The 24401-nt window shown below is 62.4% G+C and carries 31 protein-coding genes; 23 read left to right on the plus strand and 8 right to left on the minus strand.

What is annotated here, in order from left to right; genetic code table 11:
* Nucleotides 1-21 precede the first annotated feature (21 nt).
* Entirely contained in the window at nt 22-264 is a 243-nt protein-coding gene (locus ABUH87_RS07195) for a GlsB/YeaQ/YmgE family stress response membrane protein (RefSeq protein ID WP_367771850.1), read from the minus strand.
* Between the two features lie 548 nt (nt 265-812).
* Between ABUH87_RS07195 and ABUH87_RS07200 the strand changes: the two genes are divergently transcribed.
* The 3 genes from ABUH87_RS07200 to ABUH87_RS07210 all read left to right on the plus strand — a co-directional run bounded on the left by ABUH87_RS07200 (nt 813) and on the right by ABUH87_RS07210 (nt 4230).
* The gene (locus ABUH87_RS07200) at nt 813-2756 is read left to right on the plus strand and encodes a ribonucleoside-diphosphate reductase subunit alpha (RefSeq protein ID WP_367772191.1); all 1944 of its coding nucleotides are present in this window, start codon (nt 813-815) and stop codon (nt 2754-2756) included.
* A 158-nt stretch (nt 2757-2914) separates the two neighbouring features.
* Nucleotides 2915-4000: a DUF1440 domain-containing protein gene (locus ABUH87_RS07205; protein ID WP_367771856.1), complete on the plus strand. Its 1086-nt coding sequence runs from the start codon at nt 2915-2917 to the stop codon at nt 3998-4000.
* A 65-nt stretch (nt 4001-4065) separates the two neighbouring features.
* The gene (locus ABUH87_RS07210; protein WP_367771858.1) at nt 4066-4230 is read left to right on the plus strand and encodes a hypothetical protein; all 165 of its coding nucleotides are present in this window, start codon (nt 4066-4068) and stop codon (nt 4228-4230) included.
* Between the two features lie 151 nt (nt 4231-4381).
* Here ABUH87_RS07210 and ABUH87_RS07215 read toward each other — a convergent pair whose 3' ends face one another.
* Together ABUH87_RS07215 and ABUH87_RS07220 are read right to left on the minus strand one after the other, a co-directional pair.
* Nucleotides 4382-6802 (minus strand): PQQ-dependent dehydrogenase, methanol/ethanol family, encoded by a 2421-nt coding sequence (locus ABUH87_RS07215; RefSeq protein WP_367771860.1) that lies wholly within the window; start codon nt 6800-6802, stop codon nt 4382-4384.
* A gap of 184 nt (nt 6803-6986) precedes the next feature.
* Nucleotides 6987-7208 carry a DUF2171 domain-containing protein gene (locus tag ABUH87_RS07220; RefSeq protein WP_367771862.1) on the minus strand — a complete coding sequence of 74 codons (222 nt, stop codon included), beginning with the start codon at nt 7206-7208 and terminating at the stop codon, nt 6987-6989.
* A gap of 170 nt (nt 7209-7378) precedes the next feature.
* On the opposite strand from ABUH87_RS07220, the gene ABUH87_RS07225 reads away from it, so the two are divergent.
* Nucleotides 7379-7753 (plus strand): DUF4440 domain-containing protein, encoded by a 375-nt coding sequence (locus tag ABUH87_RS07225; protein WP_367771864.1) that lies wholly within the window; start codon nt 7379-7381, stop codon nt 7751-7753.
* Nucleotides 7754-7810: 57 nt separating this feature from the next.
* On the opposite strand, the gene ABUH87_RS07230 is transcribed toward ABUH87_RS07225, so the two are convergent.
* Complete coding sequence (locus tag ABUH87_RS07230) at nt 7811-8413, minus strand: DUF2171 domain-containing protein (RefSeq protein ID WP_367771866.1); 603 nt, start codon at nt 8411-8413, stop codon at nt 7811-7813.
* Nucleotides 8414-8583: 170 nt separating this feature from the next.
* Between ABUH87_RS07230 and ABUH87_RS07235 the strand changes: the two genes are divergently transcribed.
* From ABUH87_RS07235 to ABUH87_RS07265, 7 genes are all read left to right on the plus strand, one after another.
* Nucleotides 8584-9063 carry a cupin domain-containing protein gene (locus tag ABUH87_RS07235; RefSeq protein WP_367771868.1) on the plus strand — a complete coding sequence of 160 codons (480 nt, stop codon included), beginning with the start codon at nt 8584-8586 and terminating at the stop codon, nt 9061-9063.
* Nucleotides 9060-9797: a glutathione S-transferase family protein gene (locus tag ABUH87_RS07240; protein ID WP_367771870.1), complete on the plus strand. Its 738-nt coding sequence runs from the start codon at nt 9060-9062 to the stop codon at nt 9795-9797. Before ABUH87_RS07235 ends, ABUH87_RS07240 begins: the two co-directional genes overlap by 4 nt.
* Before the next feature lie 282 nt (nt 9798-10079).
* Nucleotides 10080-11132: a ribonucleotide-diphosphate reductase subunit beta gene (locus tag ABUH87_RS07245; RefSeq protein ID WP_367771873.1), complete on the plus strand. Its 1053-nt coding sequence runs from the start codon at nt 10080-10082 to the stop codon at nt 11130-11132.
* A gap of 100 nt (nt 11133-11232) precedes the next feature.
* On the plus strand, nt 11233-11484 hold the full coding sequence (locus tag ABUH87_RS07250) for a hypothetical protein (protein ID WP_367771875.1): 252 nt from the start codon (nt 11233-11235) through the stop codon (nt 11482-11484).
* Nucleotides 11485-11669: 185 nt separating this feature from the next.
* Nucleotides 11670-12056 (plus strand): hypothetical protein, encoded by a 387-nt coding sequence (locus ABUH87_RS07255; protein WP_367771877.1) that lies wholly within the window; start codon nt 11670-11672, stop codon nt 12054-12056.
* A 47-nt stretch (nt 12057-12103) separates the two neighbouring features.
* The gene (locus ABUH87_RS07260; RefSeq protein WP_367771879.1) at nt 12104-12310 is read left to right on the plus strand and encodes a KTSC domain-containing protein; all 207 of its coding nucleotides are present in this window, start codon (nt 12104-12106) and stop codon (nt 12308-12310) included.
* Nucleotides 12311-12396: 86 nt separating this feature from the next.
* A complete protein-coding gene (locus ABUH87_RS07265) occupies nt 12397-12825 on the plus strand; it encodes an MAPEG family protein (protein WP_367771881.1) in 429 nt (142 codons plus the stop codon).
* A gap of 6 nt (nt 12826-12831) precedes the next feature.
* On the opposite strand, the gene spt is transcribed toward ABUH87_RS07265, so the two are convergent.
* The 3 genes from spt to ABUH87_RS07280 all read right to left on the minus strand — a co-directional run bounded on the left by spt (nt 12832) and on the right by ABUH87_RS07280 (nt 14777).
* Nucleotides 12832-14082: a serine palmitoyltransferase gene (gene spt / locus ABUH87_RS07270; RefSeq protein ID WP_367771883.1), complete on the minus strand. Its 1251-nt coding sequence runs from the start codon at nt 14080-14082 to the stop codon at nt 12832-12834.
* 5 nt (nt 14083-14087) lie between these two features.
* Nucleotides 14088-14327, minus strand: coding sequence for an acyl carrier protein (locus ABUH87_RS07275; protein ID WP_367771885.1), 240 nt, complete (start codon nt 14325-14327; stop codon nt 14088-14090).
* An 87-nt stretch (nt 14328-14414) separates the two neighbouring features.
* On the minus strand, nt 14415-14777 hold the full coding sequence (locus ABUH87_RS07280; RefSeq protein ID WP_367771887.1) for a response regulator: 363 nt from the start codon (nt 14775-14777) through the stop codon (nt 14415-14417).
* Between the two features lie 104 nt (nt 14778-14881).
* On the opposite strand from ABUH87_RS07280, the gene ABUH87_RS07285 reads away from it, so the two are divergent.
* From ABUH87_RS07285 to ABUH87_RS07305, 5 genes are read left to right on the plus strand one after another with little or no spacing between them, the layout of a single operon-like run.
* Nucleotides 14882-15139: a DUF3572 domain-containing protein gene (locus ABUH87_RS07285; RefSeq protein WP_367771889.1), complete on the plus strand. Its 258-nt coding sequence runs from the start codon at nt 14882-14884 to the stop codon at nt 15137-15139.
* Complete coding sequence (locus ABUH87_RS07290) at nt 15136-15777, plus strand: HAD family hydrolase (protein ID WP_367771891.1); 642 nt, start codon at nt 15136-15138, stop codon at nt 15775-15777. Before ABUH87_RS07285 ends, ABUH87_RS07290 begins: the two co-directional genes overlap by 4 nt.
* On the plus strand, nt 15774-16244 hold the full coding sequence (locus ABUH87_RS07295; RefSeq protein ID WP_367771893.1) for a RidA family protein: 471 nt from the start codon (nt 15774-15776) through the stop codon (nt 16242-16244). The genes ABUH87_RS07290 and ABUH87_RS07295 overlap by 4 nt, the downstream gene beginning before the upstream one ends.
* The gene (locus tag ABUH87_RS07300) at nt 16216-17019 is read left to right on the plus strand and encodes a glycerophosphodiester phosphodiesterase family protein (RefSeq protein WP_367771895.1); all 804 of its coding nucleotides are present in this window, start codon (nt 16216-16218) and stop codon (nt 17017-17019) included. The genes ABUH87_RS07295 and ABUH87_RS07300 overlap by 29 nt, the downstream gene beginning before the upstream one ends.
* Entirely contained in the window at nt 17016-18155 is a 1140-nt protein-coding gene (locus ABUH87_RS07305) for a GNAT family N-acetyltransferase (RefSeq protein WP_367771897.1), read from the plus strand. The genes ABUH87_RS07300 and ABUH87_RS07305 overlap by 4 nt, the downstream gene beginning before the upstream one ends.
* Before the next feature lie 2 nt (nt 18156-18157).
* Here the strand turns inward: ABUH87_RS07305 and ABUH87_RS07310 are convergent, their stop codons facing one another.
* Nucleotides 18158-18496, minus strand: a complete 339-nt coding sequence (locus ABUH87_RS07310; protein WP_367771899.1) for an SEL1-like repeat protein — start codon at nt 18494-18496, stop codon at nt 18158-18160.
* 303 nt (nt 18497-18799) lie between these two features.
* On the opposite strand from ABUH87_RS07310, the gene dksA reads away from it, so the two are divergent.
* The 7 genes from dksA (at nt 18800) to ABUH87_RS07345 (ending at nt 24399) form a co-directional block, all read left to right on the plus strand.
* Nucleotides 18800-19258: an RNA polymerase-binding protein DksA gene (dksA, locus tag ABUH87_RS07315; RefSeq protein ID WP_367771901.1), complete on the plus strand. Its 459-nt coding sequence runs from the start codon at nt 18800-18802 to the stop codon at nt 19256-19258.
* Nucleotides 19259-19397: 139 nt separating this feature from the next.
* Nucleotides 19398-19760 (plus strand): PilZ domain-containing protein, encoded by a 363-nt coding sequence (locus ABUH87_RS07320; RefSeq protein WP_367771903.1) that lies wholly within the window; start codon nt 19398-19400, stop codon nt 19758-19760.
* Nucleotides 19761-19826: 66 nt separating this feature from the next.
* Complete coding sequence (locus ABUH87_RS07325; RefSeq protein WP_367771908.1) at nt 19827-21407, plus strand: ABC transporter substrate-binding protein; 1581 nt, start codon at nt 19827-19829, stop codon at nt 21405-21407.
* Between the two features lie 35 nt (nt 21408-21442).
* A complete protein-coding gene (locus ABUH87_RS07330) occupies nt 21443-21859 on the plus strand; it encodes a DUF4112 domain-containing protein (RefSeq protein WP_367771912.1) in 417 nt (138 codons plus the stop codon).
* Nucleotides 21860-21896: 37 nt separating this feature from the next.
* The gene (locus ABUH87_RS07335) at nt 21897-22115 is read left to right on the plus strand and encodes a hypothetical protein (protein ID WP_367771915.1); all 219 of its coding nucleotides are present in this window, start codon (nt 21897-21899) and stop codon (nt 22113-22115) included.
* A 90-nt stretch (nt 22116-22205) separates the two neighbouring features.
* Nucleotides 22206-23252 carry a bile acid:sodium symporter family protein gene (locus tag ABUH87_RS07340; RefSeq protein WP_367771917.1) on the plus strand — a complete coding sequence of 349 codons (1047 nt, stop codon included), beginning with the start codon at nt 22206-22208 and terminating at the stop codon, nt 23250-23252.
* Between the two features lie 127 nt (nt 23253-23379).
* Nucleotides 23380-24399, plus strand: a complete 1020-nt coding sequence (locus ABUH87_RS07345) for an adenosine deaminase (RefSeq protein ID WP_367771919.1) — start codon at nt 23380-23382, stop codon at nt 24397-24399.
* Nucleotides 24400-24401 lie beyond the last annotated feature (2 nt).

A 24401-nucleotide genomic window follows, 5' to 3' on the forward strand; every position in this document is an offset into this window, starting at 1 on the left:
ACCGGATCCAGGAGCGCGCCCCTAGCCGATGCCCAGCATCCGTCCGACGAAGATCAGCACGATGGCACCGATCACAGAAGCGAGGCAGCCTGCTCGATTGAAGTCCGCGCTGCCGCGGCTGGTGACCAGCCCCGCAACGAGCGAGCCGCCGATGCCCAGCAGGATGGTTGCGATCCAGCTCATATCGACGGAGCCTGGATAAAAGAATCGGGCGAGCACGCCGATGATCAGTCCACTGATGATGGCGGTGATGACGTTGATCATGGCGAGAGTCTTTCCTGCTGGTGAGCTTACGGTGCACTCTCGGCGCACGAGTGGCAAGGCGCTGTCTCCGCTCGTCGTATTCCGGAGTCTTCTCGCCCAGCAAGGATGTGGAAAAAGAATCCGGTTCGGAGTGGTCGATTGCCTCTTGCGGACTTCACGAGCCAAGGACTTCCCGCGCGTCGCGAGCGGTTAAAACGGTAGAAACGCACTTTATCGGCACTCTGCGCGAACGCACCCCCCTCTTGCGTCTGATATCCAAAAGGTCACTATAGGTTGTGTGCGGTTGAACAGGGTGCATCAAGACTTAGCTTGAGCCAAACGACAGCGGGGCAGGCGTCGCTTGGATAAGCAGGTGCGCCCGGTGTGAGGATTGGCGGTTCGATACGGCGGGTATGGTCCCGTTTTGTTCTGAACTCTGCTAGGCTGATCACTTGCCGGCCGAATCGAGCCAAAGATATGCGGACAGGGGACGCTACGTGGATTTTAGGAACGGCAGCGAAGAACAGAACGGACGCGGAGACGTGGAGCAGTTCGATGCCAGCGGCCAGATGGAGCTCGAAGTTTCGGTCGCAGGCAAGAAGAAGGAGGCGGGGGAAAGCCCGGCTATCGCAATGGACAAGACCGACGCCATCAGTGCTGATCTGGCAGTAGGCCCGGCTGCTGCTCCGGCGAAGAGCGATTCCAAAACCATCAACGCACGCCGCTTCACGATCGTCACGGACGACGCGCGCGATGGGCTGCTGACGGACTTCGGCAAGGAGACGCTGGACGACCGTTATCTCCTGCCTGGCGAGAAGTACCAGGACCTCTTCGCACGCGTGGCCGATGCCTACGCTGACGATCAGGACCATGCGCAGCGGCTCTACGATTACATTTCGAAGCTGTGGTTCATGCCCGCAACGCCAGTGCTGTCGAACGGCGGCACGGGTCGTGGCCTGCCAATCTCCTGCTACCTGAACTCGGTCGATGACAGCCTTGAAGGCATCGTCGCCACCTGGAACGAGAACGTCTGGCTGGCTTCGCGCGGCGGCGGCATCGGCACCTACTGGGGCAGCGTTCGCGGCATTGGCGAGCCGGTGGGTCTCAACGGCAAGACCAGCGGCATCATCCCCTTCGTGCGCGTGATGGACTCGCTGACGCTGGCGATCAGCCAGGGCTCGCTGCGCCGGGGTTCGGCCGCGTGCTATCTCGACGTTTCGCACCCGGAGATCGAGGAGTTCCTCGAAATCCGCAAACCATCGGGTGACTTCAACCGCAAGGCGTTGAACCTGCACCACGGCGTACTGCTCACCGACGAGTTCATGGAAGCCGTGCGCGACGGCGCCGAGTTCGCGCTGCGCAGCCCGAAGGACGGTTCGGTGCGCGGCAAGGTCGATGCCCGTTCCCTGTTCCAGAAGCTGGTCGAGACGCGGCTTGCCACGGGCGAGCCCTACATCGTGTTCAACGACACGGTGAACCGGATGATGCCGCGCCACCATCGCGAGCTCGGCCTCAAGGTCTCGACGTCGAATCTGTGCTCGGAGATCACGCTGCCGACGGGGCGCGATCACCTGGGTAACGACCGCACGGCAGTCTGCTGCCTGTCCTCGCTCAACCTGGAAACCTGGGAAGAGTGGAAGGGTGACAAGCGTTTTGTGGAGGACGTGCTGCGCTTCCTCGACAACGTGCTGCAGGACTACATCGATCGCGCGCCGAACGAGATGGCGCGTGCCAAGTACTCGGCCGCGCGCGAGCGTTCAGTGGGCATGGGCGTTATGGGCTTCCACTCGTACCTGCAGAAGCGCGGCATCGCCTTCGAAAGCGCGATGGCCAAGGCGCTGAACATGCAGATGTTCCAGTACATCAACCAGAAGGCCAACGAAGCCTCGATGCTGCTGGCCAATGAGCGCGGACCCTGTCCGGACGCTGCCGATGTCGGTGTGATGGAGCGCTTCAGCTGCAAGATGGCAATCGCGCCCACCGCTTCGATCTCGATCATCTGCGGCGGCACGTCGGCTTGCATCGAGCCGATCCCTGCCAACATCTACACCCACAAGACGCTCTCGGGCAGCTTCGTGGTGAAAAACCCGTACCTGGAAAAGCTGCTGGCATCGAAGAGCAAGGATTCCACCAACGTGTGGAACTCCATCCTTGAGCATGGCGGCTCGGTGCAGCACCTCGACTTCCTCAGCCCTGAGGAAAAGGCAGTCTACAAGACCAGCTTCGAGATCGACCAGCGCTGGCTGCTCGAATTCGCGGCAGATCGCACGCCTTACATCGATCAGGCGCAGTCGCTGAACCTGTTCATCCCCGCCGATGTCGACAAGTGGGACCTGATGATGCTGCACTATCAGGCGTGGGAAAAGGGCATCAAGTCGCTCTACTATCTGCGCTCCAAGTCCGTGCAGCGCGCGGGCTTCGCAGGCGGCGTGGAAGCCGACAACACGCCCGAAGCACCCAAGTTCGAACTGGGCGAGACGACCGATTACGATGAGTGCCTGGCCTGCCAGTAAGCTTTACGCCGAGGCCGCCCGGTTGATGGCCGCCTCGGCAAAATGCTGACCTAAGGGCATCCCCATTGCGGGTGCCGCTTAATTCCGGGCCAAAATCCAAGGGAACCCGCAGCCCTTCCCATTCGTCCCTATCCTGAAATGCGCACGCAGCGTGACAGATGGGACGGACACACATGCTTCTCGAGAACACGCCTGGCGAAACCCTGACGCAGACACGCAAGCCTGTCGATGCGGCTGTCGATACGGCCGCAGGCGCGGCGGCGGGCGCATTGGCCGGTTTTGCCGGCGCAGCGGTGATGGAGGGGTTCCAGACTTACGCCGCCACTCTGTTCAGCCCTTCGGGATCGCAGCCCCCGGCTACTGAGCAGGCGGCCCAGGCTGCGGCGCGCCTTGTTGGCGGAGCGCGCTTGCGAAAGGCAGAACGGAAGACGGGTGGCGCGGCTGTGCACTACGTCGTGGGAACTCTGGCCGGCGCAGGGTACGGCGCGATGGCTGAGACGGTCCCGGGTGTCACGCGATGGCATGGCATCGCCTTTGGTCTGGTGTCAGCCACCTTGATCGATCAGATCGCAGTTCCACTCGCTGGCTTCTCGCGTCCTGCCTGGCACTATACGCTGCGTACGCACCTCTATGGCTATGCTTCGCACGCGGTATTTGGTGTCGTCACAGAAGCGGTGCGCAAAATGGTTCGCAGCCGCAAGGTCGCTGCCGCAGAAGAGCGAACCGGAATCACCATTGAGGATCTATCGGTCCCTCTGTTGCTGGGCATGGCAAACGGGCAGCGTACCTTCACGCCGCCGGCTGCCGTGACCGTAGCCGCGGCCGGAAGCGGGTTGGGGCTCAAGGGCACGCCGCTGTCGTTCCTGACTTCCAAGTGGACCGGCGCGATCATGAGCGCCGCTGCTATTGGCGAATACATGGCGGACAAACAGCCGGGCATTCCCGCCAGGATCGCGCCGGGCGGGCTCGTCGGTCGGACCATCGGCGGCGCTCTGTCTGCAGCGGCCGTCGCTCGGCCCGGCAAGGCGCTGCTGGCGGCGGGCCTCGGAGCCGCCGGCGCGCTCGCAGGCGCCTACATCAGCTATCGGGCGCGTGCGGTGCTTGCCAGGGCTTTGGGTCGTGACAAGCCGGTCGCCTTTGCGGAGGATGCGCTTTCCATTCTCGGTTCGGCAGCGCTCGCGGGGTATGCGGCCATGCGGGAGAACCAGCGCCAGAACCACGCGGAATTCGCACTTGCGGCATGAGTGGACCGGAATAAGCCCTTGATCTTCCATGCTCTAACCGCGATTTAACGGCGATGGGCACAGTCATGGCTATCCTCTCGCAACTGTTCTGGGGCGTCACGGTCGGTGCCTTGAGCGGAACTTTCGTCGCGATCGCCAAGCTTCTGAGCCTCGGCGGTGTGCTTGTGGGAGGCGGCTATGCCTTTCGCAACCGGAGCAAGCTGCGTGCGCTGATCCGTCTGCGCCGTTGAAGCGCTGACGCCGTTCGCCTCCACATGCACGACCGCCTCGTCAGGCGCTCATCCGGACGCTAGAGCATTTTCAAGTTGACCGCTTAGGGTCAATGGCTCGGAAAGTGCGTCATCGAAGATCGAGAGCGTCTCCGCTCATAGTGGAAACGCTCTAGCGCGTGCCGGTTACCGGGAACGTGCCGAAGGGGCCGTTCGAGTTCTCCCCGGTCAGCTGTCCGTCCTTTACCGTGATGTCGTAGCTGACTGTGATCGGCATCGGCATGTTTGCCTTACCCTCCAGCTTGGCGCGACCGTTGGCCACGCCACCTGCTACGTCTACGGTGCCTTGATCCGCTGTTACCTTGCCGGTGACGACGTCGCCTTGCACTTTCAGGTCCATCACCGCCTTTTGTGGGCCCATCGGCGACTGGATGACGATGTTCCATTTGCCCGCGAAGTCCTGCGGCTTGGCATTGCTGGCCTTGGCTACCTGCAGCCTCTCCATGTAGGCCTTGTGCTCCGCTGGAGCCTGCTGTGCGCGCGTCCGAAGGTAGAAGCGCAAGTCCTCAAGCTCGCTATCGGTGAACTGCGGGAAGGGGGGCATGCCGTTCATCTTGAGGCCGCCTTCCTTCACGATCGTGCGGAAGGTGGCAGCGTCCGTGATGGTGGGCGAGTAGCGCAAGTCGGGCGCCGCGCCTCCGGCAACCGCGTTCCAGCCGTGACACACCAGACATGAGCGGGTGGCGAACAGCATGAACCCAGCTTGTGCACGCGCCGCGTCGGGCGTGTAATTCGGGTCTTCGAGAGGTACGCGTTCAGGCATCTCGAACGGCGGAATCGTATCGGTGCCGCCCAATGCGAACGTCAGCACGCGGCGCGGCAGACGATAGTCGGTGCGGTAAGCCTGATTGCCCAGCGTCTGCATCCCTGCGCCTTGGCCGCCGGCGCCCGTGATCACGGTCACGTACTGCTTGCCATTCATGCGATAAGAGATCGGAGCGCCGACAATGGGACTTTCGGTCTTGAACGACCACAGTTCCTTGCCCGTACGAGCATCGCGCGCCACGAACTTGCCGTCGATCTGACCCTGGAAGACAAGGCCTCCGGCTGTCGTCATCACACCGCCCGGCCAGGTGCCGGGAAGTTCGACCCGCCACGCCTCGCTTTGGGTCACGGGGTTCCAGGCTTTGAGATAGCTCTTGTGCCCGCCTGGAAGCTCGACCTCTGGGATCAGCGTCACGCCCATACCAGCGGCCACTTCAGCTCCGCCTTCCTGCCCTTCGCCGATCAGCGCAGGCAGTTCCATAATGGGGACGTAGACCAGCCCGGTCTGCGGGCTATAGGCCTGCGGCACCCACGAGTGAGCGCCCGTTGGTCCCGGCCACATCTCAAACAGGCCCGGCTTGCCGTTGTAGCGAATACCGGGGTTCTCTACGGGGCGTCCTGTCTTCTGGTCGATCCGCTCCGCCCACGTGACTTTGGCGATTTTCTCGGCAGAGAGGAACTCGCCAGTGGCGCGATCCAGAACGTAGAAGAACCCGTTCTTGGGCGCCTGCATCAGCACCTTGCGGTCTTTGCCATCGATTTCCAGTGTGGCGAGGGTCATGTCCGCCGTGGCGGTGCAGTCCCACTGTTCGGCAGGGCAGACCTGGTAGTGCCACCGATAGGCGCCGGTATCCGCATCCACGGCGACGATGGACGCCAGGAACAGGTTGTCTCCGCCGCCAGGGCTGCGCAACTGCTGGTTGTAGGGGAACCCGTTTCCAATGCCCAGGTAGACGAGATTCAGTTCGGGGTCGTAGCTGAACGCATTCCAGGCCGAGCCGCCACCGCCCCTGCGGCTCCCATCGGGATTCTTCCATCCGGTGGGCCACGTCTTGCGCATGACGTCTTCGGCCTTGCGGTTGACGGGTGATACCTCGTCTCCGGGCGTGGTGTAGAAGCGCCACGCCTGCTTGCCAGTCGCAGCGTCATATGCCGTCACAAAGCCGCGTGCCGGGCTGATGTCAGCACCGCCGAAGCCGACGATGACCTTTCCAGCGAAGGCGCGCGGCGCTCCGTTGGCGTTGCGAGGGGCATCGTCTGGAAAGTCATAGGTCTTCCAGATTTCCTTGCCGCTAGTGGCGTCGAGCGCGATCACATAGCCGTCCGTGGTGACAAGAAAGACGCGCCCCGCGTCGTAGGCGATGCCCTTGTTGCCCCAGTTCATCTGCAGGACGGATTTGGCGCGTTCTCGCGTTCCACCGTCGTAGTCCCACAGTTCCTTGCCCGTCTCGGCATCGAAGGCGCGGATGTGCGAGTGGCCGGTGGTGATGAACACTTTTCCGTCCGCCATGAGCGGGGTCGAGGCGGAATACCCCGGCTCAAGGTCGTAATGCCAAGCGAGCTTCAACTCACTCACATTGTCCGCGTCGATTTCATCGAGCGGGCTGTAGTGAGTCTCATGCCCGGTGCGGCCCCAACTCGGCCACTCGTCGGGATTGGCCACCATAGCTTGCTCGACCGGGTGTGCAGGGCGATCGCACGAGCCCAGAGCCAGCGCTGACATCAGGCACGCCAGCGTCACCATGAACCTGCGCGCTAAACCGCCCATCTTACGTCCTCCCACATACCTGGACGTGGCGACTAACAGCCGTGCAGGTGAAAACAAGCACTTTGTGCGCCCATGTGTATCATATGTCTGCGTTGGACATACGAAACCCCGGCATCCAGGAGGATGCCGGGGCCGTAGCGCGGCGGCAGGGAGGGGGAGGAACCGCCGCGAAGAAGTGTGATCTTTATCCGATGCCGATCGGAATCGGCGTTCCGACCTTCAAGTAGATCCGGTTGTCTTCGATCCTGTCTACCTGGGCGATATCCAGAAAGTGGTGCGCACCGTCGCCGCTATCAGAGCGCGTCAGCTTGATGCGATCGCCCACAAGCTCGTCGACGGTGCCGACGTGGCGGCCGTTGTTGTCGGCGATTTCCATGTGTTCCTTGATGCGAAGCTTCTCGAACATATGGGGCCTCCAGTGCGTCTGCCTGATGCACGAGTACAACGTGCCAGCATTCGCGAGCGTTCCCAGTTCCTACCGCATAGGGCGAACGTTCTGCGGCATGGCCCAGCGGGCAACGAAGCCGACGCGCACAGTTCGGCGTTCAGAAGGAAATCAACCAACAGGAGAAGCTCATGGAAGACGAGCGCATCTGGGATTTCGAGCGCGAACTCTGGGTCGGCGGTGATGCCGTCTATCGTGAACGCGTCAGCGAGGATTGCCTGATGGCACTACCCGGGGAGCCATTCCTCTTTGGTGGGGATGAGGCTGCGAAAGCGGTGGAGCAGACGCCTCGCTGGCGGGACGTCAGGTTTTGTGAGCAAAGGGTCAGCAGGCCTCAGGAAGGGCTCATCGTCATTGCTTATAGGGTCGAGGCCCAGAAGGAGGAAGGCAGCTACCACGCACTGTGTACCACTACGTTACGCCGCCGCGCGCATGAGGAGTGGGACGTCGTGCAGCATCAGCAGACCCCGCTCGGCATGATGGTCGCCGATCCTCGGCAGACATAATGGCATGCCCCCTGTCACCTCGCCACCCGGGAGGAGCAGGGGGCATGGCATGCCCAATCAGTGTCCCTCAACGCCGAAGGACGAATCGCCGCGCCCGCCTAGAAGCACGCGGTCTTCTTCGATGCCGTCGATGAGGCTCACCGGCAGGAAGGCAACCCCGTCGTCGTGAGGATCGGTCGAGGCAAGACGCAGACGCTCTCCATCCACCCCGGAGACGATACCGATGGCGTGACCATAGCTGTCCAGCACTGTCATCCCGGCGCGAATCGTTCCTGCCGTTGTCTGAAACGCTGCATCAGGATCGGGTACCCTAGCTGAGTTGCCGTGCGGCTGTTCCGAGCGGGTTGGCGCTGCTGCCCGCGGTGTTTGAGGGTCTTCCGGTTCCGGGAATGGGTCTCCGGGGCGCTGGACAGGTGAAAACGCGCCCAAAGTCGACTGAGCTTCGGAAAAGTAGGGCTCGGCCATCTCGGCAGGACTGGTCTCGTGCGTGACATGCGCCGGCTTGTGCGATGGCTGCTCGTGATCCTCGGGGCCTTCGTACGGTGATGTTGCGTCGGGTGAGCGGGGCCGTGAGAGCGAAGCGTCCTGGGACGCCTCAGCCGATTGTGGCTCCTTGGACGGAACGCGGGAGAAGTGGGATTGCGTTTGATGCTGCGTCACGGGAATACTCCGCTCGTGAAAAGGGAGGCCACCAACGGCCACGGTGTTGCTCATGGAATGATCGGCGCCCGCGCGCGGTTCCCCTGGAGGGGCCAGGACGATCGACGAGACTCGTCGCTGGCTGATCCCGGGATCTGCGTGATGAACGTATCAGGAAAGAGGAGGGGGATATGACAGAAACCGCGAGCGGACCACGTCGCGTGGTCGCGGGCCTTGATGCGCAGGGCCAGAGTGCCGTGCTGGCCGATGCACCGGTGAGCGTGCTGGACCTAGGGGCCATGCGCATCGCGCAACTTTGGACCGGTGCGCTCAGCTCGAGGGCGGATAACGCCGCTCCCCTGCAAGCGGCGACGCAGAGCTTCCGCTTCGAGCAGATGGCAGAGCCGATCTATTCCATGATGGTCGCCGAGTATGCTCCAGGTCAGGGACGGGACGATCCCGGAATGCACTTCACCAATACGGCCGACCACTTCTATGTCATCGAAGGAGAGGTTGTGCTGGTTCTGGAAACCGGGGAAGTCTGCCTGCGGGCAGGTGATGTGGGTGTGATCAGGGGGGTAGTCCACGGGTGGCGCAACGACACTCAAAAGCCCGCGTGCCTCGTCACGTTCGTCCTTCCGGCAACTCCCGTCATGGAGAGCGCAGCGTGAGCGAGACCTTGATCCTGCACGGCATGGGCAGCCCTAACGTCATCAAGGTCGTTATCATGCTGGAGGAGTTGGGCCTGCCCTACGAACTGCGCCACGTGGCGGTGTTCAGCCAGGAGCAGTTCGACCCGGAATTCCTCAAGCTCAACCCGCTAGGCAAGGTTCCGGTGCTTGAGGACCCTCGCCTCGGTATCCCGCTCGCCGAATCGGGCGCCATTCTGTTCTGGCTGGCGGAGCGGGGGGAGCGGTTCCTGCCATCTCAGCAGCCCGCCCGGGCCGAAGTCATGCAGTGGTTGATGGTGCAGATGGCGAATATCGGCCCGATGTTCGGACAGCTCAACCACTTCAACCTCGTTCCTGCGGGAAGCGAGCCCTATGCTCACGCACGTTACCGGGCGATCTCTCAATCGCTTTACCGGCTACTGGATGAGCGTCTGCAGGCAAACGAGTGGCTGGCCGGGGCTGAATACTCGATCGCCGATATCGCTACCTATCCGTGGGCCGGTTATCTGGAGCGCCACGGGTTCGACGGCGGCGAACACCCGCGTCTTGTTGAGTGGCGCGACCGTATTGCTGCCCGTCCTGCCGTCCAGCGCGCACTCGTGCGGGCGAATGAGGCATTCACAGAGGCTGCCAATCGGACCCGGCGCGCGGCAAGCAGCGCAGACCTCGACCGATTCTTTAACCGCACGCCATCGGTACCGGAAAAAGACTATTCCGCCGTGAAGAACATGTAAGGAACGCGAGGGCGGCGCGACTCGTGCTGTCGCGCCGTTTACAAGGGGCCGAGCCTATCGAAGGCATGTCGCCTCAGCACAATGTCTAGGGCCGTCATTCGCCTCTAGGCGCAAGATATGCGATTTACTGGGCTGTGGACAAGCTCGCGAAGATCCGGCTGACCTCTCCCAATTCGTTCCAAAATGCTTATCTTCGTGCGGATGCCGGCGCCGTGTGCCGCCGGTCGCACAAGAGCGCTTCTGAGTGCCTGTGCCGCATGTTTCTGTCCGGAGTCGACCGCAATGCCCCTTCTCGAAGCTCGCAAGACCTACAAGCCCTTCGAGTATCCCTGGGCCTACGATATGTGGAAGCGCCAGCAGCAGATCCACTGGATGCCCGAGGAAGTGCCGCTGGGCGAGGATTGCCGCGATTGGGCGCAGAAGATCTCGGACCACGAACGCAACCTGCTTACGCAGATCTTCCGCTTCTTCACTCAGGCCGATGTCGAGGTGCAGGACTGCTATCACGAAAAGTACGCGCGCGTCTTCAAGCCGACCGAAATCAAGATGATGCTGGCCGCCTTCTCCAACATGGAGACGGTGCACATCGCCGCCTACTCCCACCTGCTCGATACGATCGGCATGCCCGAAAGCGAATACGGCATGTTCCTGGAATACGAGGAGCTGAAGGCGAAGCACGATTATCTGCACACCTTCGGCGTCGACACTGACGAGGACATCGCCCGCACTCTTGCGATGTTCGGCGGCTTCACGGAGGGGCTGCAGCTCTTTGCCAGTTTCGCGATGCTGATGAACTTCCCCCGCTTCAACAAGATGAAGGGCATGGGCCAGATCGTCTCCTGGTCGGTCCGTGACGAGAGCCTGCACTGCGAGGGCATCACGAAGCTGTTCCACACCTTCACCCAGGAGCGCGGCTGCCTGACCAAGGCGGTGAAGGAAGATATCATCGACTGCTGCCAGAAGACGGTGCGGCTGGAAGATGCCTTCATCGATCTCGCCTTCGAGCAAGGTCCGGTGCCGGGCATGAGCGCCAAGGAGATCAAGCGCTACATCCGCTACATCGCCGACTGGCGTCTGGGCCAGCTCGGCCTGCCCGAGATCTACATGATCGAGGATCACCCGCTCCCCTGGCTTCAGCCGCTGCTCAACGGCGTGGAGCATGCCAACTTCTTCGAGACACGCGCGACGGAATACTCGAAGGGCGCAACGCGCGGCAATTGGCAGGATGTCTGGACCAACTTCGACTCGCGTCGCAAGGCGCAGAAGGGCGATGAGGCCAACGACCCTATCGAGCTGGTGCCGGGTTTGTTCGGCGAGGGCGTGGCGGCGGAGTGAAGTGAAGCGGGCGTTGCTGAACTCCGCGGAGCAAAAGTCAGGAACTTGACCTGCCAGCCCGGCTTATAGGGCTTGGCAGCACAGCACAGGAGAACTCCCGATGGTCTTTTCGCGCCGCTATGGCACCACTGCATCTCTGCTCTTTGCCGCTGCTGCGGCATTGCCCCTTGCGGCATGCGGCGGCCAGCCGGAGGAGAAGACCTACGAAGCCGATGCGACCGACGTCAGCGGGGGCGAACTGATCGTTACCGATGCGAACTCGCCCGGCGTTCCCGTCGATGTGCCAGAGGTTCCGATGACCAATGTGTCGCCAGAGAGTCCCGAAGCGGGCGAGACCTCACCGGCTCCCTGAGCGGCGAAGACCGTCCGTCGCGTCTGTCGGGAGGTTGGTGCCTTCCCAACGGGCTCCACCTTCGCATATTCATCGTTGTGAAACGTCGTCTCGCCGAGACTTGGTGACCGAACGCGGCGCGCCTGCAACTTGCACGGCACGCGCTGCGTTTTGTCGATAAGAAATCTCGAGTGGAGACACGTATAATGAGTAGGATCATGCTCCTCGCCGCTGGCGTGGCGCTGGCGAGCAGCGCGCCTGCCATGGCTCAGGAAAATGGCGCCGAAGATGCTGCGCTGGAAGCAGCTATGGCCCAGCACGACGTCATGACGGTTCGCAACGTCACTCGCCGCGAAATGGAGCGGGGGCTGCCGATTTTCGATGCCAGCGGCAAGCCGGTGGGAACTGTCGCTGGGCTGTCCGGCAATGACGTCATCCTTACCGATGGGGCCCGCGAATTCGCTGTGCCGATCACGGAGTTCTTTGCCTACAACCAGCACGGCAAGGATTACTTCGCGACGCGCGCATCGAAAACAGCCCTTCAGGCGCAGGCTTCCAGTGCTGCCAAAAAGCCGCTGGCCGTTGTTGACTGAGGCGGGTGTGCGGCGAGGCACCGGAAGTCGAACGCTGACGGGATCTCATGCCATCCACCGCGATTCGTGAGTTCGCCTATGACGGGCAAGTCGGAACGCTCGAGGTCACGTTCGTGAGCGGTCGCAGGTACCGGTACTTCTTGGTCCCGGATCACGTTGCGCAAGACTTTGCCGCCGCGTCGTCGAAAGGCGGCTTCTTCAACGCCGAAATACGCGACCGCTATCCTTTCCAGGAACTATCCCGCGCCCGCTGACGGACTAGCAGGACGCTAACGGGGCACGTCATGGCTTGCCGCTGCGGCACGCCGCATGCATTCTCCTGCGAAACGGGGGAGAATGCATGCTCTACAATCAAACCTTGATCTTTCTGCCCGTGCTTGTGGTGGTTGCACTGACGCTGGTCGCCTTCGTTCGCATGGCGATGGGCCGGGCCGCTGCGGTAAAGGCAGGCCATGATCCGGCCTATTACCGGGCTCACCATGGTGCGCCGGAACCGGAGAGCGCCGCTGCGGGCGCGCGGCACTGGGACAACCTTTTTGAACTGCCGACTCTGTTCTACGCCGGCAGCCTGACTGCATTTGTGCTCGGCGCGGTCAGCGGATGGACGCTGGTCTTCGCGTGGGGCTATGCCGCCGCGCGAGTGGTGCAAAGCGCGGTGCACATGACCTACAACAATCCGGGCCATCGTGGGCTCGCGTTTGTCGTAGGTGTGCTCTTCGTCTTTGCCTTGTGGATCAACGTGGCTCTGGCCGTGTTCGCCGGGCTTTAGGCAAGCTCAGATGATCCCGGCGCGGGCTCCGGCTCGCTCGAACATGCCGATGATCTGCTGAACCTGCTCGGCCGAGTGTTCGGCACAGAGCGAGCAGCGCAGCAGGGTCATGTTCGCCGGGGTGGCCGGGGGGCGCGCCAGGTTCACGTAGAGGCCTTCGTGCAGCAAGGCCTCCCACATCGCGGCCCCGCGCTCCAGATCGGGCATAATGACCGATATGATCGCGCTCTGGGGTGTCTCGGTGCCGATCTGGAAGCCCGCGTCCTTGAGGCCCTTGTGCAGCGTGCGTGAGTTTTCCCAGAGGTGCGCCCGCTTGTCGGCGGCGTCCATGAGCTTGCGGATCGACGTGCAGGCCGTGGCGACGACGCTTGGCGGCAGGCTGGCTGTGAACACGTAGGGTCGGCAGACCAGCCGCATGATCTCAAACTTGGGATGATTGGAAACGCAGAAGCCGCCAACGGTGCCGACCGACTTCGAAAACGTACCGATGACGAAATCCACGTCGTCGAGGCAGTCCTGATCCTCGGCAACGCCGCGGCCGTTGGGGCCGATGAAGCCCATCGAATGCGCTTCGTCCACCAGCACCATGGCGCCGTACTTCTTGGCGACCGCGATCATCTCTTTGAGCGGCGCGATGTCGCCCATCATCGAGTAGACGCCTTCGAGCACCACCAGCTTGCCAGCACCTTCGGGGATGCGGCGCAGGCGCTTTTCCATCGCCTCGATGTCGTTGTGCTTGAAGGGGACGACTTCCGCGTCACCCATCTTGCAGCCATCCCAGATCGACGCGTGGCTGTCGATGTCGAGGACGATGTAATCGCCTTTGCCGGCGATGGTCGAAATGATGCCGAGGTTCGCCTGATACCCGGTTGAGAAGACCATCGCATGGTCCATGGCGTAGAAGTCGCACAGCGCCTGCTCAACAGCGCGGTGCCCCGCATATGTCCCGTTCAGGACGCGGCTGCCCGTGGTGCCCGATCCGAAGTCGTCCAGCGCCTGCTTGCCCGCCGCGATCACGTCCGGATCGAACGTCATGCCCATATAGTTGTAGGTGCCGAGCAGGATTGTCTCGCGCCCGTTGCAGATGGCGACGGTGGGCGAGAGCACTTTCTCCATGACCAGCCCGAACGGGTCTTCCACACCAGAGGACAGCAGATTCTCTCGCATCTGTATGAGCGGATCGAACTTGCTGAACAAGTCCGGTGCACCGCCCTGGATTGTCTCCGGCTGGTCGGGTTGGCTCACGGCTTCGGTCATCGCGTTCAGTCCTGCAGCTTCACGACGGCGTCGACGAGCTGACCGTAGGTCTCGATCTCGGCCTGCTGGTTCATGCTGATGATGATATCGAACTCGTCTTCGATGGCCGCCACGAAGTCCATGACAGTGAGGCTGTCGAACTCAAGGTCGTCGGTGAAGCGAGTTGCATCCGTGATGGGGATACCCTTCTTGTTGAAGGGCTCGATAAGGGCGTCAATGCGGGCCTTGGTGGCTTCGCGATCCATGAATCAGGTGCTCCGGTTAACGGCGTCGGCCTTGTGGCCGGAAAATAGGGCGCAAAAGCGGCGCCGGGCTTCAGTGTCAACCCCGCCTTAGACGAGCGCTCTCACCGCTTGCATGAACGGACCGATGGAGACCGGCTTGGCGAGGTATCCCTCTGCGCCCGCTTCGCGGATCCGTTCCTCGTCCCCTTTGCCAGCGTAAGCGGTCACGGCAAGTATAGGAGTTGAACGCAGCGTGGGGTCGTTCTTGACTGCCTCAATCAGGTCCAGACCTGACACATTGGGCAACTGGATGTCCATGATGATGAGGTTTGGCACGAACTCGCGCGCCTTTTCCAGGGCATCGCGACCGTCTGCCACCGGTTCGCACGTGAAGCCCTGGCTCTTGAGCACATCGCAGAAGAGCCTTCGATTGAGGTCGTTGTCCTCGACAACGAGGATTCGCTTTGCCATTCGATGCGCGACCCTATCTAACAGACTGGCATCCAGCAGGTTGCCCCTACCTCTATGGCACGCACGCGAGGCTGACAATTCTTAAGCAACCCGCATCCCCAGACATGAGCACGCCGGATCCGCAAGCGACCGCACTGAACGCCCTGGGCTGGATTCTCGGCGACGAGGATCGGGCTTCCCGCTTTCTGGCTCTGACCGGCCTTACTCCTGACGAGCTTCGCGCATCGCTGGGCGAACAAGGCACGCTTAGTGCCGTCCTGGACTTCCTCTGTTCGCACGAGCCGGATCTGATCGGCGCAGCGGAGGCCCTGGACATCTCTCCGCAAGAGTTGGCAGCCGTGCGCGGGAGGCTGGGATCATGAGCCGTCCCCTCGTGATTACCGACTGCGATGAAGTGCTGCTCTACATGGTGTCGCATTTTCGCGATTGGCTTGCCGAAGCCGAAGGCGTGACCTTCGCGATGGGCAGTAGCGATTTCGTCAGCGCCATGCGACGCACTGACAGCGGTGACCCCGTGCCGCAGGCGGAGATATGGGCGCTTCTCAACCGCTTCTTCGATGACCAGATGCATCGCCAGACCCCGGTCCGGGGAGCGGTCGAGGGCATCAAGACTCTGCGGGAGCACGCCGATGTGGTTGTGCTGACCAACCTGATGGACTTCCGCCAGGACGCGCGCACGCGTCAGCTGCTGGAGCATGGTCTGGACCTGCGCGTGTTCACTAATCAAGGACCCAAGGGGCCGGCGCTCAAGGCGATCCTTGAAGAATATGCGCCCAGCCGCGCAGCCTTCATCGACGATTTGGCGCAGCACCATGACTCGGTGTCGAGCATCACGCCGGATGTCACGCGGCTGCACTTGTGTGCCGAGCCGCTGCTGGCACCGCATATCGCCTGCGCACACCGGGCGGGCCATGCCCATGCCCGCATCGACGATTGGGAGGGAGCCGTACCGTGGCTGCTCGACCAGCTCCATGAGAACGAAGAAAGGGAACGCACATGAGTGACGGCGCAATCGAGGCGAGGCTTGCTGCTCTCGGGCTGACGCTGCCGGAACCTGCGGCCCCTGTCGCCGCCTATGTGCCGGTGGTCGTGGCAGGAGGGCTTGCGCATGTCTCGGGCCAGTTGCCGTTCGTGTCCGGTCAGCTCGTGACGGGGCGGCTGGGCGAAAACGTGAGCCTTGAAGAGGGGGTGCTTGCGGCCCAGGCGTGCGGCGTGATGATCCTTGCGCAGCTGAAGGCCGCATTGGGTTCGCTCACACGAGTGGAGCGGATCGTGAAGCTGGGCGTATTCGTCAATTCGACACCGCACTTCACCGATCAGCCGAAGGTTGCCAATGGCGCTTCGGAACTCATGGCGGCGGTTTTCGGCGACATGGGACAACATGCCCGCAGCGCAGTGGGCGTGCCGGTGCTGCCGCTTGGTGCGGCCGTGGAAGTCGATGCCATTGTTGCCGTTAGCGCCCCTTGATCGCTTGCTGGCTCCTGCTCCCGAACCAGGCAAAGTCGCCTGGATCGCCCGGCAGGAGTTCGCGCATCGGGGCTTCCACGCAGCTGGAACGCCCGAGAATTCCCTTGCCGCTTTCGAAGCTGCCATTGCGCAAGGCTGGGGCATTGAGTGCGACGTTCAGCGTTCGCGGGACGGCCAGCCGATGGTCTTTCATGACTGGAAGCTGGACCGGCTGACGGAGCACGCCGGGGGTGTCGCTCGTTTCATTGCCGAGCAGCTCTGCCGCATGGAACTGCGGGGAGGCAAGGGGACAATCCCGACGCTGGACGCGGCTCTGTCACAGATAGCCGGGCGGGTACCGCTGCTGATCGAGATCAAGACCCGCCGCGAGCGGCGGGTCGCGAACTTCTGCCTTGCCGTCCACGCGACGCTCAAGGGCTATGTCGGGCCACACGCGGTGATGAGCTTCGACCCTCGCGTGACGCGGTGGTTCTTCCGTCACGCGCCGGACACGGTGCGGGGGCTGGTCGTCACGGAGAACGAAAACCGCAGCTTGTCAGGGGCCATCCGCCGACGGTTGGCCTTGTGGCATGCTCGACCGGATTTTCTGGCCTACGACGTCCGGGACTTGCCTTCGCGTTTCGCAGCGGAGCAGCGGGCCAGAGGACTGCCGATCGCAACCTGGACGGTGCGAGCGCCGGAGCAGCGGAAGCGGGCGCAGGCAAGTGCCGACGCCGTGATCGCCGAGGCGGATGGTTTTAGCTGCACCGCGAAGGATGGGGAGTTGACCGCGTGAGCGAGCGGGAGTTCGTCGCCAAGATTGCGTCAAGCGTGTCGGCTCTTCCGGCCGAGCAGTGGGATGCCCTCACCGACAGCTGCAATCCCTTTGTCAGCCATGCCTTCCTGTCGGCACTGGAAGATTCCGGCAGCGTCGGCGGCCGCAGCGGCTGGGCACCGGCTCCGATCCTGATAGAAGATGCGGACGGCATGCTTGCAGGCGCCCTGCCGGCGTATCTGAAGGAGCACAGCCAGGGTGAGTACGTGTTCGATCACGCCTGGGCGGACGCCTGGCATCGTGCCGGAGGGCATTACTATCCCAAGTTGCAGATTGCAGCACCATTCACGCCCGCAACCGGCCCGCGGCTTCTGACGCGAAATCCCGAACTGGCGCAGCCGCTCCTGCGCGCAGCGGAAAGCCTTTGCGATCAGAACGGGCTCTCCTCAGCCCATGCGACTTTCATCGAGGCTGCGCAGATTGCTCAGTTTGAAAAGGCGGGGTGGCTTCTACGTGAGGACACGCAGTTCCATTGGACAAACCGGGGCTACGCCAGCTTCGAGGATTTCCTGGAGGTGCTTGCATCTCGCAAGCGCAAGGATCTGCGCAAGGAGCGGGCCAAGGCGCAGGAAGGGCTGACGATCCGTGGCTTCACCGGGCCTGACCTGGAGGAAGGTCATTGGGACGTATTCTGGGAATTCTACCAAGATACGGGACGGCGCAAATGGGGCCATCCTTACCTCACGCGCGAGGCGTTCACCCTTTTGGGCGAACGAATGGCCGACAAGATTCTGCTCATCCTTGCCTATGAGGATGGCGATCCGATCGCCGGCGCGCTGAACTTCATCGGCGGCGATGCGCTCTATGGCCGTTACTGGGGAACGCTCGTCGACCGGCCGTTCCTGCATTTTGAACTTTGCTACTATCAGGCCATCGACGCGGCGATATCGCTTGGCCTCTCGCGGGTCGAAGCGGGCGCACAGGGCGGGCACAAGCTGGCTCGGGGCTATGAGCCGGTCAGCACCGTCTCAGCGCACTACATTGCCAACAAGAGTTTCCGCGAGGCGGTGGCGGACTTCCTCGTGCGGGAGCGCCAGGGCGTGGCGCAGGACCAGTTCTGGCTGGCGCAGAGAACCCCGTTCCGGAAGGGCGACTGAGATCAGGCTGCGCGGCGGGTGGTTGTCGACAGCCACTCGCGCGCACGACGCTGCGCTTCGGCGATCTCACGCGCGGTCATCTCGTCCGCAATGTCTGCGCGGCACATCGCTGCTTCCTCATGTCCGGCCACGGCGGCGAGATTGAACCACTTGTGCGCCTCGATCAGGTCGCAGTTCGCGCCATGGCTGCCGGTGGAGAACGCCACGCCCAGATCGAAATAGGCCGTGTGGTCGCCCTGCGCCGCAGAAGCGAGGCAGCTTGCGACGAGCGCATCTTCCAGGCCGGCGTTGGTGTCCGACGCCTTGTCGGCTGCTTTATGGTTAAACCAAGCAATGCTCATAGGACTTACCCCCGAGCCTGGAGCGACCCTTTGCCCTCCGTGGCTCGCGGCAAATCTGCCCCCGCGTAGTCAACAAGTGGTTAATGTGCTCGCTTAATTCCCGCAGCCCTCGATGCCGTGCGACGAGGATGTGGCCGACCTTGTCCGCTTTTTCACCGGCGATTCTGCATCAAAGCTTGTGCAGGCGAATCCTCGCATTTATAGGCGCGGCATCCTGGGATAGCGGGGGCCACCGGGGTTAACTCGGGGCCAGCAGGGCATCGTCGTTTCCCAGGGGTGAAACGGTGCGGAGTTCATCTTGAAATGACGACGGCCCTTGCTGACGAAATTGACGTGCTGGCCAAGGCGAAGCGAGAAATCGGTGGCGCCTATGTTCCCGACGACGACGAATCTTATATGTCCGAGCCGCAGCAGGAATACTTCCGAAAGCTGCTGATGTCCTGGAAAAGGCTGATCCTCAATGCCTCGGCTGGAACACTCCAGCAGTTGCAGGACGGCCCCATTCGTGAGCCGGATCTCAATGATCGCGCTTCCAGCGAAACCGACTGGGGTATCGAACTGCGCACGCGCGATCGCCAGCGCAAGCTCATTGCCAAGATCGATTCGGCCCTGCGCCGCATCGAAGAGGGTGAGTATGGCTATTGCGAGGTGACAGGTGAGCCGATCGGTCTGGGGCGTTTGATCGCCCGCCCGATCGCGACGATGACGGTCGAGGCTCAGGAAGCTCACGAGCGGCGCGAGAAGGTCTCTCGGGACGATTGAGCCGAAAGGTTCGGGCGTCGGGAAATTACCTGTGCGTTAAGCGTTTTTTTGCGCTTTGCGTCTATAGGTTGCATCAGCGCCAGTCTCTTGTGGCCAGCGCCTGGAAACGACGACGCCCGAACCTTGCGGGATGGAGCCAATGGACGGTAACGAAAATAGGCAGATCGCGCGCGACAGCCTGTTTCTCATGGCGGATTTTCGTGCGGATAGCCTTCCCGGCGAACATCGCATCAAGGTCCGGAACCTGTCGGATGGCGGCATGATGGGCGAGGGGGACGTACGCGTTCCCCGCGGCTCGATCGTGGAAGTGAACATTCGCAATGTCGGCTGGACCAAGGGCTCTGTGGCCTGGGTCCAGGAGAATCGGTTCGGCGTGGCTTTCCTGGAACCGATCGATGCGCGCATCGCCCGGACGAAGATGCACGCCGAGGACGATTCTGCACCCAGGTTCACACGCAACCATCAGCCGTATACGAGCACGGGGCAGATCCGGAAGGTTTGATGAGGTCTGCAGGCACTGCGGATCGATGGCTTTGCCAACCTGCCAAAATCGACTAGTTCCCGATAGATGGCAGACCTGCAAACAGCGGCTGCGATACGCAAGTTCTGCTGGCTGATCGCTCTGTGTCTTTTCAGCGCAATGCTGACGGGTTGCGGCTCACCCGATACCTCTCGCTTTCCGCTGGTGGTCATCGGTGAGCCGGACGATCCGTTCGAGTCGGGAGTGCGCCTGCCGCTTGCAGCTCAGCTGACCCGTGCTTCCACGACTGGTGGGCTCGTCTCCTTCGATGAGCAGGGGCGCGTCGTTCCGGCTCTGGCAGACCGCTGGATCGTCACCGACGACGGCCGAAGCTATATCTTCCGCTTGCGCGACGGGGAGTGGCTGGACGGAGAGCCGCTGACCGCCAAGTCCGCAAAAAAGGGGCTCGATGCCGCGATACGCGCGGTGCGGAACACGCCTTTAGGGCTGGACCTTGCCGGCGTGGACGAGATCCGGGTGATGGCCGGTCGCGTCATCGAAGTGCGTCTCCTGCGACCAATGCCTTATTTCCTGCAACTGCTCGCGCAGCCGGAGCTGGGGCTCCTGCATGAAAAGCGGGGCGACGGGCCGATGGTGCTGGAGCGCGAGGGTGACACCGCCCTCTTTACGCCGATAGAGCCCGGTCGGCTGGGGCTGCCTGAAATTCCCGAATGGGAAGAGCGAGTGAGGCAGGTGGCGATGATGGCCCTTCCTGCCGAGCAGGCCGTGCAGCGCTTCAATGAGGGGCAGGCCGATCTCGTGCTGGGGGGGCGGATCCAGGATTTTCCGCTCACCAACTCGGTGGGGATCCTGCGCGGCACCATCCAGCTGGACCCGGTCATGGGCTTGTTTGGTCTGCAGATCGCCAATGATGAAGGCTTCCTTGCCGATCCTCAGAACCGCGAGGCGCTGGCGATGGCCATTGATCGCCCCAGTCTGATTGAGCCATTTGGCGTAAACGGGTGGACGCCTTCAACCCGTTTGCTCCCGACCGATCTGGATGGAGAGCTTGAGAACGATCCGGAGCGCTGGGCCGATCTGTCGCTGGCAGAGCGGCGTGCCGCTGCCGCGCAAAGAGTCCGCAATTGGGCGAACGCGGATCTGGATCCAGACGCTGACGATGAAGGGAAAGCGAGGTCTTCCCGAGATGGAAGTTCTGTGAACGGGGGCGCCACGCCGCAGCAGTCCAAGGCACCGGAACTGTCGATATGGCTTCCATCAGGACCCGGCTCAGACATTCTGTTCAACCGGCTCTCGGGCGACTTCCGAACGATTGGTGTCGCTAGCCAACGTGTGGAAGATCCGAAGGACGCCGATCTGCGCCTCGTGGATGAGGTAGCCCGATATCCGCGTGCGCATTGGTTCCTCAACCGGCTGTCCTGTGTCGCTCGGCAAGGTCTTTGCGAACCAGAAGTGGACGCGCTGGTCGCAGAGGCCATCAAGCTGGAGGATAGTGCGGAGCGCACGCTTCGCCTGAATGAGGCTGAAGCGCGCCTGACCCAGGCGAATGTCTTCATTCCGCTGGGGTCGCCGATCCGCTGGTCGCTCGTCCGCGGCAGCGTGCAGGGCTTCTCTCCCAATCCGTGGGCATGGCACCCCTTGATGCCGCTCGCGTGGCTGCACAGATAAGCTGAACAAAGCTACTTTTTGAAAGGTTTGCCGCAATGCCTCAGACAGGGTCGGCTCGACCCATGCGCCCGGAGCTGCCGCTGGGTAACGACGCAGCCTCGGTCCGTCGGCGCATAGAGGCGCTCGAGAAAGTTCTCGAACGGAGCTTCGAGATTCCTGGCATCGGCCGCAAGGTGGGCCTGGATGCGATCGTCGGCCTGGTTCCCGTGGCGGGGGACGTCGTATCGGCAGCCCTTGGCATGTATCTGGTCTGGGAAGCGCGCAAGCTGGGCATGTCCCGGTTCCAGATTGCCCGGATGGTTGCCAACGTGGGCGTCGATACCGCTCTGGGCGCTGTGCCGATCGCAGGAGATGCGTTCGACTTCCTGTTCCGGTCCAACACGCGCAATCTCAAGATCATCCAGCGGCATCTGGACAAGCATCACCCGCATACGCGCATCATTGAAGGCTAGGGGTTTGCTCCAGGCGTAGCTGCGCTATGATCGGGGCGTGAGACGATCATTCATCGGAATGGCCGCGCTGCTGCTGGTCGGCTGCGACAAGGCCGATAATGCGCCCGGGCCCGGAGGGGTGACGGTGGGCGAAGCGCGGGCGCTGGATGAGGCTGCCCAGATGCTTGAGGAGCGACGCACGCCGCCCGAAATCCTGAACCCCACCACCTCGCCGCCCGACGCCATGGTGGGGGAAGGGGGCAGTCCGGCTGAATGAAGCGGCCGGGGCCATAGCGATGGCTTCCCATTATCGCCTGCTCTTCGTTCAGGCTAATTGGCGGCAGGAGGCCGCCCACCGAGAGGTTTCATGCGAGGCAGGTCGTTCGTTCCAGGTATTGATCCCTTCCTGGTGTGCCTGATTGTTGTCGTTGTCGCCGCGTCCTTGCTGCCGGTGCGGGGTGTGGCGGCTTCCGCTTTCGACGGTCTCGCAGATGTGGCGATTGGCCTGCTTTTCTTCCTGCATGGTGCAAAACTGTCCCGAGCTGCGATCGGGCAGGGGATTGGCAACTGGCGGCTGCATGGGCTGACACTGGCCTCAACCTACCTGTGGTTTCCGGCCATAGGCCTGTTGACCGTGCAACTCGTGGAGGGTTGGCTTAACCCGCTCCTGGTCACCGGTGTGCTTTTTCTCACTCTGGTGCCTTCGACGGTCCAATCGTCCATCGCCTTTACAGCGATGGCGCGGGGCAATGTTGCGGCCGCGGTTTGCAGCGCGTCGCTCTCCAACTTGCTCGGCATCCTCGTTACGCCGTTGCTGGTGGGCTTCTTCATCCACTCGCGAGCCTCGGAACAAGGGGTCGACTGGCAGGGGGCGCAAGGGATCGTCTTGCAACTGCTGGTTCCGTTCCTGAGCGGGCACCTGCTTCGGCCCGTGATCGGCGGCTTCGTAGACCGGAACAAGAAGGTGCTCATGTTCGTCGACCGGGGCTCGATTCTGTTGGTCGTCTACACCGCGTTCAGCGCTGCTGTGGTCAACGGCATCTGGCAGATCCTCGACTTGCGGGATCTGCTGATGTTGCTGGTTTTGAGCGCGCTCGTTCTTGCTGCGGTTCTCCTGCTGTCGGGATTCACCGGAAAGCTTGCCAAGCTCCCGCGGGAGGACAGGATCGTGCTGCTTTTCTGCGGATCGAAGAAGAGCATGGTCTCGGGAGTGCCGATGGCCGGAGCGCTGTTCGCACCCGCCGAGGTCGGGCTGGTGGTGCTGCCGTTGATGATCTTCCACCAGCTGCAACTGTTTGTCTGCGCATGGCTGGCAGGCCGTTATGCCCGCGCAAGCGAGGCTCAAGAGCCAGCTAGCGTCACACGCATGGCCGAGCGCAGGGCCATGCAGGCCCGTGAGGGGGACGTCGTCTGAGGCGGCCGGAGTCTGGTCGCGCAGAATCTGGTCAGACGCAGTCTCGCCGGGCGTTGGCTGCGTCGGATGTGGCACGATCCGGCTCGATCTGCCATCGTGTGAAGATCCTGCTCACCGGAAGCACCGTATGACCGATATCGATCCCTTCATCACTGGCCTGCCGAAGGCGGAGCTCCATCTGCATATTGAGGGAAGCCTGGAGCCGGAACTGATGTTCGCGCTGGCAGAGCGCAACAAGGTGGCCATTCCCTTTGCTTCCGTGGATGAGGTGCGGGCCGCCTACGCCTTCTCGAACCTGCAGGACTTCCTCGACATCTATTACGCGGGCGCCGCCGTCCTGTGCACACGGCAGGACTTCCACGATCTGGCGTCCGCCTACTTCGCAAGGGCAGCCGCAGACGGCGTGCTTCATGCGGAGATTATGTTCGATCCGCAGACGCATACCGATCGCGGCATTTCGTTTGCCGAAGTGGTCGAAGGGCTGCTGTCGGCCATGGCCGAAGCCAAGGACAAGTACGGGATGACCTCCCAGCTTATCCTGTGTTTCCTGCGCCATCTGAGCGAGGAGGCGGCATTTGAAACCTTGAGGCAGGCCGAACCGTGGTTGGACCGCATCACGGCTGTCGGCCTGGATTCCTCGGAAGTGGGCCATCCTCCTGCCAAGTTTGCGCGCGTGTTCGCGGCTGCTCGCGCCAAGGGGCTGAAGATCACGGTTCATGCGGGTGAGGAAGGGCCACCCGCCTATGTCTATGAAGCGCTGGACCTGATCGGGACAGATCGGATCGACCACGGCAATCGGGCAATGGAGGACCCGGTGCTGGTGCGCCGCTTGCGGGAGGAGGGGAAGACGCTGACCGTCTGTCCGCTTTCGAATCTGAAGCTGTGCGTCGTCGGCGACCTTCAGCAGCACCCTATCGACCGGATGTTGCAGGCGGGCTTGGCAGCTACGGTCAATTCCGACGACCCGGCCTACTTCGGGGGCTATATCGCAGACAACTACAGGGCTGTCGCGGAGGCTCGAGGCCTCAGCCGTGAGCACCTCGCCACGTTGGCGCGCAACAGCTTCCTGGGGTCCTTCCTTCCCTCCGAGCAGATCGCGGCCCACATCGCCAGGCTCGATGAGTACTTGGCGACGCAGGCGCAATAAGG

This window comes from Novosphingobium rhizovicinum (genome assembly GCF_040813635.1).
GTDB classification, from domain to species: domain Bacteria; phylum Pseudomonadota; class Alphaproteobacteria; order Sphingomonadales; family Sphingomonadaceae; genus Novosphingobium; species Novosphingobium rhizovicinum.

Excerpts from the sequence above, each read along its gene's own strand:
- ABUH87_RS07195 (WP_367771850.1), bottom strand. The coding sequence starts at position 264 with ATGATCAACGTCATCACCGCCATCATCAGTGGACTGATCATCGGCGTG.
- ABUH87_RS07200 (WP_367772191.1), top strand. The coding sequence starts at position 813 with ATGGAGCTCGAAGTTTCGGTCGCAGGCAAGAAGAAGGAGGCGGGGGAA.
- ABUH87_RS07205 (WP_367771856.1), top strand. The coding sequence starts at position 2,915 with ATGGGACGGACACACATGCTTCTCGAGAACACGCCTGGCGAAACCCTG.
- ABUH87_RS07210 (WP_367771858.1), top strand. The coding sequence starts at position 4,066 with ATGGCTATCCTCTCGCAACTGTTCTGGGGCGTCACGGTCGGTGCCTTG.
- ABUH87_RS07215 (WP_367771860.1), bottom strand. The coding sequence starts at position 6,802 with ATGGGCGGTTTAGCGCGCAGGTTCATGGTGACGCTGGCGTGCCTGATG.
- ABUH87_RS07220 (WP_367771862.1), bottom strand. The coding sequence starts at position 7,208 with ATGTTCGAGAAGCTTCGCATCAAGGAACACATGGAAATCGCCGACAAC.
- ABUH87_RS07225 (WP_367771864.1), top strand. The coding sequence starts at position 7,379 with ATGGAAGACGAGCGCATCTGGGATTTCGAGCGCGAACTCTGGGTCGGC.
- ABUH87_RS07235 (WP_367771868.1), top strand. The coding sequence starts at position 8,584 with ATGACAGAAACCGCGAGCGGACCACGTCGCGTGGTCGCGGGCCTTGAT.
- ABUH87_RS07245 (WP_367771873.1), top strand. The coding sequence starts at position 10,080 with ATGCCCCTTCTCGAAGCTCGCAAGACCTACAAGCCCTTCGAGTATCCC.
- ABUH87_RS07250 (WP_367771875.1), top strand. The coding sequence starts at position 11,233 with ATGGTCTTTTCGCGCCGCTATGGCACCACTGCATCTCTGCTCTTTGCC.
- ABUH87_RS07255 (WP_367771877.1), top strand. The coding sequence starts at position 11,670 with ATGAGTAGGATCATGCTCCTCGCCGCTGGCGTGGCGCTGGCGAGCAGC.
- ABUH87_RS07260 (WP_367771879.1), top strand. The coding sequence starts at position 12,104 with ATGCCATCCACCGCGATTCGTGAGTTCGCCTATGACGGGCAAGTCGGA.
- ABUH87_RS07265 (WP_367771881.1), top strand. The coding sequence starts at position 12,397 with ATGCTCTACAATCAAACCTTGATCTTTCTGCCCGTGCTTGTGGTGGTT.
- spt (WP_367771883.1), bottom strand. The coding sequence starts at position 14,082 with ATGACCGAAGCCGTGAGCCAACCCGACCAGCCGGAGACAATCCAGGGC.
- ABUH87_RS07275 (WP_367771885.1), bottom strand. The coding sequence starts at position 14,327 with ATGGATCGCGAAGCCACCAAGGCCCGCATTGACGCCCTTATCGAGCCC.
- ABUH87_RS07280 (WP_367771887.1), bottom strand. The coding sequence starts at position 14,777 with ATGGCAAAGCGAATCCTCGTTGTCGAGGACAACGACCTCAATCGAAGG.
- ABUH87_RS07285 (WP_367771889.1), top strand. The coding sequence starts at position 14,882 with ATGAGCACGCCGGATCCGCAAGCGACCGCACTGAACGCCCTGGGCTGG.
- ABUH87_RS07290 (WP_367771891.1), top strand. The coding sequence starts at position 15,136 with ATGAGCCGTCCCCTCGTGATTACCGACTGCGATGAAGTGCTGCTCTAC.
- ABUH87_RS07295 (WP_367771893.1), top strand. The coding sequence starts at position 15,774 with ATGAGTGACGGCGCAATCGAGGCGAGGCTTGCTGCTCTCGGGCTGACG.
- ABUH87_RS07300 (WP_367771895.1), top strand. The coding sequence starts at position 16,216 with ATGCCATTGTTGCCGTTAGCGCCCCTTGATCGCTTGCTGGCTCCTGCT.
- ABUH87_RS07310 (WP_367771899.1), bottom strand. The coding sequence starts at position 18,496 with ATGAGCATTGCTTGGTTTAACCATAAAGCAGCCGACAAGGCGTCGGAC.
- dksA (WP_367771901.1), top strand. The coding sequence starts at position 18,800 with ATGACGACGGCCCTTGCTGACGAAATTGACGTGCTGGCCAAGGCGAAG.
- ABUH87_RS07320 (WP_367771903.1), top strand. The coding sequence starts at position 19,398 with ATGGACGGTAACGAAAATAGGCAGATCGCGCGCGACAGCCTGTTTCTC.
- ABUH87_RS07325 (WP_367771908.1), top strand. The coding sequence starts at position 19,827 with ATGGCAGACCTGCAAACAGCGGCTGCGATACGCAAGTTCTGCTGGCTG.
- ABUH87_RS07330 (WP_367771912.1), top strand. The coding sequence starts at position 21,443 with ATGCCTCAGACAGGGTCGGCTCGACCCATGCGCCCGGAGCTGCCGCTG.
- ABUH87_RS07340 (WP_367771917.1), top strand. The coding sequence starts at position 22,206 with ATGCGAGGCAGGTCGTTCGTTCCAGGTATTGATCCCTTCCTGGTGTGC.
- ABUH87_RS07345 (WP_367771919.1), top strand. The coding sequence starts at position 23,380 with ATGACCGATATCGATCCCTTCATCACTGGCCTGCCGAAGGCGGAGCTC.